We start from the raw sequence: 9,077 nt of genomic DNA, 5'->3' as shown, positions 1-9,077 counted from the left end.
AGCCAGCCGGCATGGCGGCCCATGATCTCGACCACGCAGACCATGCCGGTGTCATACACGCGCGCGTCCTGATAGATCTCCATGCAGGAGGTGGCGATATACTTGGCGGCAGAGGCAAAGCCGGGGCAGTGGTCGGTGCCGAACAGGTCGTTGTCGATCGTCTTCGGGATGCCCATGACGCGGCACTCGTAGCCGGACTTCATCATATATTTGGAAACCTTGTTGCAGGTATCCATCGAGTCGTTGCCGCCGTTGTAGAAGAAATAGCGGATGTCGTATTTTTTGAAGATCTCGAGGATGCGCTTATAATCGGTGTCGTCAACATCCGGGTCGGCCAGCTTGTAGCGGCAGGAGCCGAGCGCGGAGGACGGAGTGTAGCGCAGCAGCGCCAGCTCGTCGCGGTCTTCCTTGTCAATGTCGTAAAGCTCATCGTTCAGCAGACCCTTGATGCCGTGAGCCATGCCGAACACGCGAGTGATGGACGGGTTATCGAGCGCGGTCTCCAGCGCGCCCAGTACGGAAGAGTTGATGACCGTAGTCGGGCCGCCCGACTGGCCGATGACGCAAGCGCCTTTCAGTTCACTCATGATTTAGTACCTCCTAACAAATTCAAATGCAGGGAAAGTCCTCTGCATTGTCTTCCTTGATAAGATTACCACAACGCAAAAAGAAAATCAATGGATAAGCGCTGAATTAGGCGATGCGCCGGTGGAAAAAATATGGGTGACTTTTTGGAGGGTTGGTCTTGATTTTATGGGTATATCCTGTTAAAATAAAATCAGATTTCAACTGAGGCTATTTCTGGATGAGAAAGGAAGTTTATCATGCCATTAGTTACAACCAAGGAAATGTTCAAAAAGGCTTATGAGGGAGGCTATGCTGTCGGCGCGTTCAACGTCAACAACATGGAGATCGTACAGGGCATCACCGAGGCCTGCCAAGAGCAGAAAAGCCCGGTCGTTCTTCAGGTGTCCAAGGGCGCGCGCGCGTATGCCAACCACACCTATCTTGTAAAGATGGTCGAGGCGGCCGTTGCCAACTGCCCGGATATCCCGATTGCGCTGCATCTGGACCACGGCCCGGATTTTGAGACCTGCAAGTCCTGCATCGACGGCGGCTTCACCTCGGTTATGATTGATGGCTCTTCCCTCCCGTTTGAGGAGAATATCGCGCTGGCCAAAAAGGTCGTTGACTACGCGCACGAGCACGGCGTCGTTGTTGAGGCTGAGCTGGGCACGCTGGCCGGCGTAGAGGATGAGGTAAGCGTTTCGGCTGAGGATTCGTCCTACACCCGCCCGGAAGAGGTCGAGGAGTTCGTCTCCCGCACCGGCTGCGACTCGCTGGCGATCGCCATCGGCACCAGCCACGGCGCGTACAAGTTCACCGCGGAGCAGTGCACCCGCAACGAGCAGGGCATTCTGGTGCCGCCTCCGCTCCGCTTCGACGTGCTGGAGGATATCTCCAAGCGTCTGCCCGGCTTCCCGATCGTACTGCACGGCTCGTCCTCCGTGCCGCAGGATTTTGTTAAGAAGATCAACGAGCACGGCGGCAAGATGCCTGATGCGATCGGCATTCCCGAAGAGGAGCTGCGTCAGGCCGCCAAGATGTCTGTGTGCAAGATCAACATCGACTCGGATATCCGTCTGGCCATCACCGCCACCATCCGCGAGTACTTTGACGTGCACCCGGATCACTTCGATCCCCGCCAATACCTCAAGCCCGCCCGTCAGGCTGTCAAGGATATGGTCACGCACAAGATCGTCAACGTGCTTGGCTCGAACGGCAAGGCGTAAAACCTGTTTCCCGCGTAAAAAGGCTGCGTCAAACGCAGCCTTTTTTTCATGCTTTACACTATGAAAGCGCTGTGGTATAATCTATATATCAAATCCGAAAACCCAAAAGCGGAGGGGTGTATGATGAACCGAAAACTGAAGGACGAGGACATGGACATGCTGTTTCGCGGTATCCTTAAGCTGCAGACCGTCGAGGAATGCTATGATTTTTTTGAGGATCTGTGTACAATCGCCGAGCTGCGCGCGATGGTGCAGCGCTTTCAGGTAGCGCGTATGCTCGATGAAGGACGCATTTACAGCGATATCGTGCAGGAGACCGGCGCGTCCACCGCGACCATCAGCCGCGTCAACAAATGCTTGGTATACGGCTCGGACGGCTACCGCAAGCTGCTTGACCGGCTCCGGGAGGAAGCATGAACAGCTATCAGGCACTTTCTGCCTATTATGACCGCTTTACCGGCGATGTGGGGTATGCGGCGTGGGCAGATTTTTTCGAGGCACTGTTCCGGCGGGAGGGGATGCAGCCGAAGCTGGTGCTTGATCTGGCCTGCGGCACGGGCAGCCTGACCAAGCTGCTGGCCGAGCGCGGCTATGAGATGATCGGCGCGGATGCCTCGCCCGATATGCTGGCGCAGGCGCTGCAAAATACAGCCGGCTGCGCAAAGCCTCCGCTGTTCGTCAACCAGCGCATGGAGGAACTTGACCTGTACGGCACGGTGGACGTATGCCTGTGCTGTCTGGACAGCGTCAACTATGTGACCGACCCCGCCGCCTTGCAGCGGGCGTTTGAGCGCGTTTTCCTGTTCCTGGAGCCGGGAACAGGGCTGTTCGTGTTCGATATCAACACACCGGAGCATTTTGCGCGCATCGACGGCAACAGCTATGTCCGCGAGGATGACGGCGTGTTCTGCGTATGGCAGGCGGCGGTAGAGGACGGGCTGTGCGCGTATCAGTTTGATATTTTCGAGCAGCAGGGGGAAAACTGGACACGCGCGCAGGAAATGCATGAGGAGCGCGTGTACACTCTCCCGGCGCTGACTGCCATGCTGCAAAAGGCTGGCTTTGCAGAGATCAAAACCTATGGAGGACAGGATTTTTCGCCCGTGCAGGGCAGGGAGAGCCGTGTCTATTTTACCGCACGAAAGAGAGATGTATGATGAGCGATACGTTATTGCGCGCCCTGACCCGAGACGCGGGCATTCAGATCACCGCTGCCGTGACGACCGGCCTGGTCGAGCGGGCGCGGCAGATACACAGCGCCGCACCGACCGCGACGGCAGCACTCGGGCGCACGCTGACCGCTACCGCGATGATGGGCAGCCAGCTCAAAGCCGAGGGCGGCTCGGTGACCGTGCAGGTCAAGGGCAACGGACCACTCGGCGCGATCGTTTGCGTGGGCGAGGCGGACGGCTACGTACGTGGCTATTTGCAGGAGCCATCCTGTGACCTGCCGCTGCGGGCGGACGGTAAGCTGGATGTGGGCGGCGGCGTTGGCCGCGGGTATCTGATGGTCATTAAGGATATCGGCCTGAAAGACCCGGTAACAGGCACGGTGGCGTTGGTAAACGGCGAGATCGCCGAGGATCTGACCCGCTATTTTGCCGAAAGCGAGCAGATCCCCTCGGCCTGCGCGCTGGGCGTGCTGATCGACACCGATCGCACGGTGCGCTGCGCGGGCGGCTATCTGGTGCAGCTCATGCCCGGGGTGAAGGAGGCGGATATTGACCGGTTGGAGGGAAATCTTGCAAAAATCGAGCCGGTGACTGCCATGCTGGACAAGGGCTGGACGCTTGAGCAGATCGTCGAGCGTGTGCTGGACGGCTTTGTGGTCGATTTTTTGCAGCAGGACGAGATCGGCTACCGCTGCGCATGCAGCCGCCAAAAGGTTGAGCGCGCGCTCATCAGCATGGGCAAAAAAGAGCTGCTGAAAATGGCCGGGGAACAGGAAAAAAGCGAAGTGACCTGCCAGTTTTGCGATAAAATATACACGTTCGGCAGCGACGAGCTGCGCGCTCTCGTGGCGCAGGCAGAGCAATAAAACGATCGGTGCGTGGACGCAGGCGCGCAAAGCCTGCATAAAAAAGCAAAAAAAGCCTTGACAAGTGCGCCAAGGAAAGCTAATATAAATGTATATTGTAAAAGGTGATGAACGGGTAAAGTAATCGTGTCCCTGTCCGCAGAGAGCTGCCGGTCGGTGTAAGGCAGTGTCAGCGCGCGATGAAACTCGCCCGGGAGCTGTCCGCTGAAAGCGTTTGCCGGTAGGTCGGAACGGATGCCCACCGTTACAGGGGAGGCGCATTGTTGGATGCGCAGCGAGTGGCCGCAGTTCTATGCGGCAACAAGAGTGGTACCGCGGAGCATACGCTTCGTCTCTTAATTTTGGATTAAGGGACGAAGCTTTTTTTGTCCCTGTTGGACACAAGACAAGCCATTTCAGAAAGTGAGGACAAGAAAATGGGAAGAACGATCAAGATTTTTGATACGACGCTGCGAGACGGGGAGCAGTCGCCCGGCTGCAGCATGAATTTGCAGGAAAAGATCGAGGTCGCCAAGGAGCTGGAGGCGCTCCGCGTTGACGTGATCGAGGCGGGTTTTGCCGCCGCCTCGCCCGGCGATGCCGCAGCGATCGCCGCCATCGCGGACACCGTCCGCGGCTCGACGATCTGCTCGCTGGCGCGTTGCAATGAGCGGGATATTGAAGCGGCGTGGAACGCGATCCGCCGCGCGGCCTCGCCCCGTATCCATACGTTTATCGCCACCTCGCCCATACATATGCAGTATAAGCTCAAGATGACGCCCGATCAGGTGCTCGAATCGGTCGCGCACCATGTGGCGTATGCCAAGACGCTGTGCAGCGATGTGGAGTTCTCTGCCGAGGATTCGACTCGCTCCGATCTGGATTTCCTGTGCCGTGTGTTCGAGGCTGCCATCAAGGCGGGCGCGACGACGCTCAACATCCCGGACACGGTCGGCTACATGGTGCCCGATGAGTACGCCGCGCGCATCCGCTACCTGCGCGAGCATACGCCCGGCATCGAAAACGTGGTGCTGTCATGCCATGTGCACAACGACCTTGGCATGGCCGTTGCGATCTCGCTGGCCGGTGTGCAGGCGGGCATTGACCAGATTGAATGCACGATCAATGGCATTGGTGAGCGCGCGGGCAATGCTTCGATGGAAGAATGCGTCATGGCGCTTAATACCCGCAAGGATTTCTTCGGCATCGACTGCAATATCAACACCAAGCAGATCTACCGCGCCAGCCGTATGCTGCAAACCATCACGGGCGTGCCGGTCGCGCCGACCAAGCCGATCGTCGGCGCCAATGCGTTCGCGCATGAGTCGGGTATCCATCAGCACGGCGTGCTGAACAACAAGGAGACCTATGAGATCATGACGCCCGAATCGGTCGGCATCCCGAAGAACGCGATCGTGCTGGGCAAGCACTCCGGCCGCCATGCGTTTGAGGATCGTCTGCGCGAGCTGGGCTACACGCTGGACAAGGAAAAGCTCGACAAGCTGTTTGACAAGTTCAAGGTGCTGGCTGACAAGAAAAAGGTCATCAAGGACCGCGACTTGGAAGCGCTGATTGGCGCGGTGCCGGTATCCGGCGCCGAGCGCTACACGCTCGACCGCTTTGTCATCAACTCGGGCAACTCGATCACCGCGACCGCGGTCATTCGCGTGAAAAAGGGCGATGAGGTGTTTGAGCGCGTTGCCGCGTCCGACGGCCCGATCAATGCCGCCTTCCGCGCGATTAATAAAATTGTCGGCAAGGACATCATTCTGGAGGATTATACGCTGCGCTCGATGACCGACGGCGAGGACGCGCAGGCCGAGGCGATCGTCAAGATATGCCTTGAGGGGGACGACGAGGTCGTCACCGGCCGCGGCGTGTCGGTCGATATCATTGAGGCATCGATCAAAGCGTATATCAACGGCATCAATAAATATTTCATTGATTAAGGACAGGGGGAACAGGCCATGGGAATGACAATGACGCAGAAAATTCTCGCAAAGCACGCGGGGTTGGAGAGCGTGCAGGTCGGGCAGCTGATCGAGGCCAAGGTCGATTTGACGCTGGCCAACGACATCACCGGACCGGTTGCCATCCGTGAGATGGAAAAGGCCGGCTTTGACAAAGTGTTCGATAACACTAAAATTGCGCTCGTTATGGACCACTTTGCGCCGAACAAGGATATCAAATCAGCAGAACAGTGCCTGACCTGCCGTGAATTTTCCAAAAAGCACGGCATCGTCAACTTTTTTGATGTCGGCGCGATGGGTATCGAGCACGCGCTGCTGCCCGAAAAGGGCCTGACCGCGCCGGGCGAGCTGATTATCGGCGCGGACAGCCATACCTGTACCTATGGCGCGCTCGGCGCGTTCTCGACCGGTGTCGGCTCGACCGACCTTGCCGCCGGCATGGCGACCGGCAAGGCGTGGTTCAAGGTGCCGAGTGCGATCAAATTCGTGCTCACCGGCAAGCTCAGCCCGTGGGTGTCCGGTAAGGACGTTATTCTGTACATCATCGGCAAAATCGGCGTGGACGGCGCGCTGTACCAGTCGATGGAGTTCACCGGCGAGGGTGTGGCCTCGCTGTCGATGGACGACCGCTTTACCATCTGCAACATGGCGATTGAGGCGGGCGCGAAAAACGGCATCTTCCCGGTCGATGATAAGACGATGGCGTATATTAAGGGGCGCGTTGACCGCGAGGTGACCGTGTTTGAGGCCGATGAGGACGCCGTGTATGAGCGGGTGATCGAGATCGATCTGTCCGCCCTGCGCCCGACTGTGGCCTGCCCGCACCTGCCTGAGAACACCAAGCCCATCGACGAGCTGGGCAGGATAGAGGTGCAGCAGGCGGTCATCGGCTCGTGCACCAACGGGCGTATTGACGATATGCGCGTCGCGGCCAAGATACTCGAGGGCAGACATGTGCATCCCGACGTGCGCGCCATCATCATCCCCGCCACGCAGGAGGTCTATTTGCAATGTATTGACGAGGGGCTGACCAAGATCTTCATTCAGGCGGGCGCGATCGTCTCTACCCCGACCTGCGGCCCGTGCCTTGGCGGCCACATGGGCATTCTGGCGCATGGCGAGCGCTCGATTTCGACCACCAACCGCAACTTTGTGGGACGCATGGGGCATATCACCTCGGAGATTTATCTGTCGAGTCCGGCTGTTGCGGCGGCGAGCGCCGTTGCGGGTTACATCTGCGCGCCCGATGAGCTGAAGTAAGGGAGGAACCGGAACAATGAATGCAAAAGGCAGAGCTTTTAAGTATGGCGACAATGTCGATACCGATGTGATCATCCCCGCGCGCTATCTGAACATTGCCGACCCCAAGGAGCTTTCGACACACGCAATGGAGGATATCGACGCGGAATTCGTCAAGAAAATGAAGCCGGGCGATATCGTCGTGGCGACGCGCAATTTCGGCTGCGGCTCGTCGCGTGAGCACGCACCGCTCGTGCTGCGGGAGAACGGCGTCTCCTGCGTCATCGCCTCCTCGTTCGCGCGCATTTTCTACCGCAACGCGATCAACATCGGCCTGCCCATCCTTGAGTGCGAGGCAGCGGCAAACGGCATCGACGCGGGTGACGAAGTCTCGGTCGATTTCGACACCGGCCTTATCACCAACGAGACTAAGGGCGAAAGCTATCAGGCGGCGGCCTTCCCGCCGTTTATCCAGAACATCATCAAGGCGGGCGGCTTGCTGAAATCGCTGCGGGAAAGAGAGGGCTGAGACGATGGAATACAACATCGCGGTCGTCAAGGGGGACGGCATCGGCCCGGAGATCGTCGAGCAGGCCATGCTGGTGCTTGATAGGGTGGGCGAAAAATTCGGCCACACGTTTCATTATCAACAGGTGCTCGCGGGCGGCTGTTCGATCGACGCCAATGGTGTGCCGCTGACGCAGGAGACAATCGACATCTGCAAGGCGGCGGACTCGGTGCTGCTTGGCGCGGTCGGCGGCCCGCAGTGGGACGAGGTGCCCTCGGACAAGCGGCCGGAGAAGGCGTTGCTCGGCCTGCGCGCGGCGCTCGGCCTGTTCGTCAACCTGCGCCCGGCGCAGATGCACAAGGCGCTGGCCGATGCCTGTCCGATCAAGCCCGAGATCATCGGCGACGGGTTTGACATTCTGGTTTGCCGCGAGCTGACGGGCGACGTGTACTTCGGCAGGCATTACCGCCGCCAGAGCGAAAACGGCTGGGGCGAGGTCGGCGCGGACGATATGAATTACTCGGCCTACGAGGTCGAGCGCATCGGCCGCCGCGCCTTTGAGATGGCCATGAAACGAAACCGCAAGGTCTGCTCGGTCGACAAGGCCAACGTGCTGGAAACCAGCCGCGTCTGGCGCGAGACCATGCACCGAATCCGGGACGAGTACCCCGAAGTCGAATACACGGATATGTATGTCGACAACTGCGCGATGCAGCTGGTACGCAATCCCGGCCAGTTTGACGTGATCGTGACCGGCAACCTGTTTGGGGATATCCTGTCGGACGAGGCCTCGATGATCACCGGCTCGATCGGTATGCTGCCCTCGGCCTCGGTCAACGAGAGCGGCAAGGGCATGTACGAGCCGATCCACGGCTCGGCGCCTGACATCGCGGGCAAGGGCATCGCCAACCCGATCGCAACGATCCTGTCCTGCGCGATGATGCTGCACTATTCGTTCGGCCTGCGGGACGAGGCCGAGGCGATCGAAAAGGCGGTTGAATCTGTGCTCGACGCGGGCTGCCGCACGGCCGATATCGCCGCAAGGGGCGAAAAGGTGCTCTCCACCGCCGAGATGGGCGCGCGCATCCGGGAACAGCTTTGAATACGCAAGACGCGAAAGGATGCCCTTTCGCGTCTTTTTTACTTCCGTCCGCATAAGATGGGGTGGAGGTGAATCGGCATGGAGGAGATCACGCAGTATATTAAGACCGAATACGCCATACTGGTCGCTGTGCTCTACCTGCTGGGGCGCGGGCTGAAACGGCTGCAGCGTTTTCCCAATCAGTTCATTCCGCTTGTGCTGACAGTCTGCGGCATCGGTCTAGCCTGCCTTTCGGTGCTTTCCCGTTATCAGGAGTATCCCAACTGGGCCGCAGCGGTGTTTGACGGCGTGGTGCAGGGCATTTTGTGCACGGGCATGTCGGTCTATGTCAATGAGGTGATCGTGCACTGCGCGCAGGGGCGCTGCGGCTGCGACAAGGATGAGAAAAAATAGAGCGTGTCAAAAAGTCAGGCATCATGGCCTGACTTTTTGCATCAATCTTCCGAAT

At 58.8% G+C, this 9,077-nt stretch carries 10 protein-coding genes and 1 other annotated feature; of the genes, 9 read left to right on the top strand and 1 reads right to left on the bottom strand.

Annotated features, from left to right (window positions below; translation table 11 throughout):
* On the bottom strand, positions 1-587 hold a 587-nt coding region (locus MR935_RS03790), incomplete at its 3' end, for a diphosphate--fructose-6-phosphate 1-phosphotransferase (protein WP_290571191.1).
* 237 nt (positions 588-824) lie between these two features.
* On the opposite strand from MR935_RS03790, the gene fba reads away from it, so the two are divergent.
* The 9 genes from fba to MR935_RS03745 all read left to right on the top strand — a co-directional run bounded on the left by fba (position 825) and on the right by MR935_RS03745 (position 9,022).
* Entirely contained in the window at positions 825-1,793 is a 969-nt protein-coding gene (gene fba, locus MR935_RS03785; protein ID WP_290571190.1) for a class II fructose-1,6-bisphosphate aldolase, read from the top strand.
* A 123-nt stretch (positions 1,794-1,916) separates the two neighbouring features.
* Entirely contained in the window at positions 1,917-2,210 is a 294-nt protein-coding gene (locus tag MR935_RS03780; RefSeq protein ID WP_290571188.1) for a YerC/YecD family TrpR-related protein, read from the top strand.
* The gene (locus tag MR935_RS03775; RefSeq protein WP_290571186.1) at positions 2,207-2,950 is read left to right on the top strand and encodes a class I SAM-dependent DNA methyltransferase; all 744 of its coding nucleotides are present in this window, start codon (positions 2,207-2,209) and stop codon (positions 2,948-2,950) included. The genes MR935_RS03780 and MR935_RS03775 overlap by 4 nt, the downstream gene beginning before the upstream one ends.
* A complete protein-coding gene (gene hslO, locus MR935_RS03770; protein ID WP_290571184.1) occupies positions 2,950-3,831 on the top strand; it encodes an Hsp33 family molecular chaperone HslO in 882 nt (293 codons plus the stop codon). Before MR935_RS03775 ends, hslO begins: the two co-directional genes overlap by 1 nt.
* Before the next feature lie 98 nt (positions 3,832-3,929).
* Positions 3,930-4,170, top strand: a binding site (T-box leader).
* A 77-nt stretch (positions 4,171-4,247) separates the two neighbouring features.
* Positions 4,248-5,759, top strand: coding sequence for a 2-isopropylmalate synthase (locus MR935_RS03765; protein WP_290571182.1), 1,512 nt, complete (start codon positions 4,248-4,250; stop codon positions 5,757-5,759).
* Between the two features lie 18 nt (positions 5,760-5,777).
* On the top strand, positions 5,778-7,040 hold the full coding sequence (gene leuC, locus MR935_RS03760; protein WP_290571180.1) for a 3-isopropylmalate dehydratase large subunit: 1,263 nt from the start codon (positions 5,778-5,780) through the stop codon (positions 7,038-7,040).
* 16 nt (positions 7,041-7,056) lie between these two features.
* Positions 7,057-7,548, top strand: a complete 492-nt coding sequence (leuD, locus tag MR935_RS03755) for a 3-isopropylmalate dehydratase small subunit (RefSeq protein WP_290571178.1) — start codon at positions 7,057-7,059, stop codon at positions 7,546-7,548.
* Positions 7,549-7,552: 4 nt separating this feature from the next.
* Positions 7,553-8,629 carry a 3-isopropylmalate dehydrogenase gene (leuB, locus tag MR935_RS03750; RefSeq protein ID WP_290571176.1) on the top strand — a complete coding sequence of 359 codons (1,077 nt, stop codon included), beginning with the start codon at positions 7,553-7,555 and terminating at the stop codon, positions 8,627-8,629.
* Between the two features lie 78 nt (positions 8,630-8,707).
* Complete coding sequence (locus MR935_RS03745; protein ID WP_290571174.1) at positions 8,708-9,022, top strand: phage holin family protein; 315 nt, start codon at positions 8,708-8,710, stop codon at positions 9,020-9,022.
* The last annotated feature ends 55 nt before the right edge of the window (positions 9,023-9,077 follow it).

The organism is Agathobaculum sp. (assembly GCF_022775115.1).
In the GTDB taxonomy this organism is placed as follows: Bacteria; Bacillota; Clostridia; order Oscillospirales; family Butyricicoccaceae; genus Agathobaculum.
The sequence above is the reverse complement of the archived record's forward strand: the minus strand, read 5'-3'. Positions and strand labels throughout refer to the sequence as shown.

Bases quoted from the DNA above. Each gene is read 5' to 3' on its own strand.
- fba (WP_290571190.1), top strand. From the start codon at position 825: ATGCCATTAGTTACAACCAAGGAAATGTTCAAAAAGGCTTATGAGGGA.
- MR935_RS03780 (WP_290571188.1), top strand. From the start codon at position 1,917: ATGAACCGAAAACTGAAGGACGAGGACATGGACATGCTGTTTCGCGGT.
- MR935_RS03775 (WP_290571186.1), top strand. From the start codon at position 2,207: ATGAACAGCTATCAGGCACTTTCTGCCTATTATGACCGCTTTACCGGC.
- hslO (WP_290571184.1), top strand. From the start codon at position 2,950: ATGAGCGATACGTTATTGCGCGCCCTGACCCGAGACGCGGGCATTCAG.
- MR935_RS03765 (WP_290571182.1), top strand. From the start codon at position 4,248: ATGGGAAGAACGATCAAGATTTTTGATACGACGCTGCGAGACGGGGAG.
- leuC (WP_290571180.1), top strand. From the start codon at position 5,778: ATGGGAATGACAATGACGCAGAAAATTCTCGCAAAGCACGCGGGGTTG.
- leuD (WP_290571178.1), top strand. From the start codon at position 7,057: ATGAATGCAAAAGGCAGAGCTTTTAAGTATGGCGACAATGTCGATACC.
- leuB (WP_290571176.1), top strand. From the start codon at position 7,553: ATGGAATACAACATCGCGGTCGTCAAGGGGGACGGCATCGGCCCGGAG.
- MR935_RS03745 (WP_290571174.1), top strand. From the start codon at position 8,708: ATGGAGGAGATCACGCAGTATATTAAGACCGAATACGCCATACTGGTC.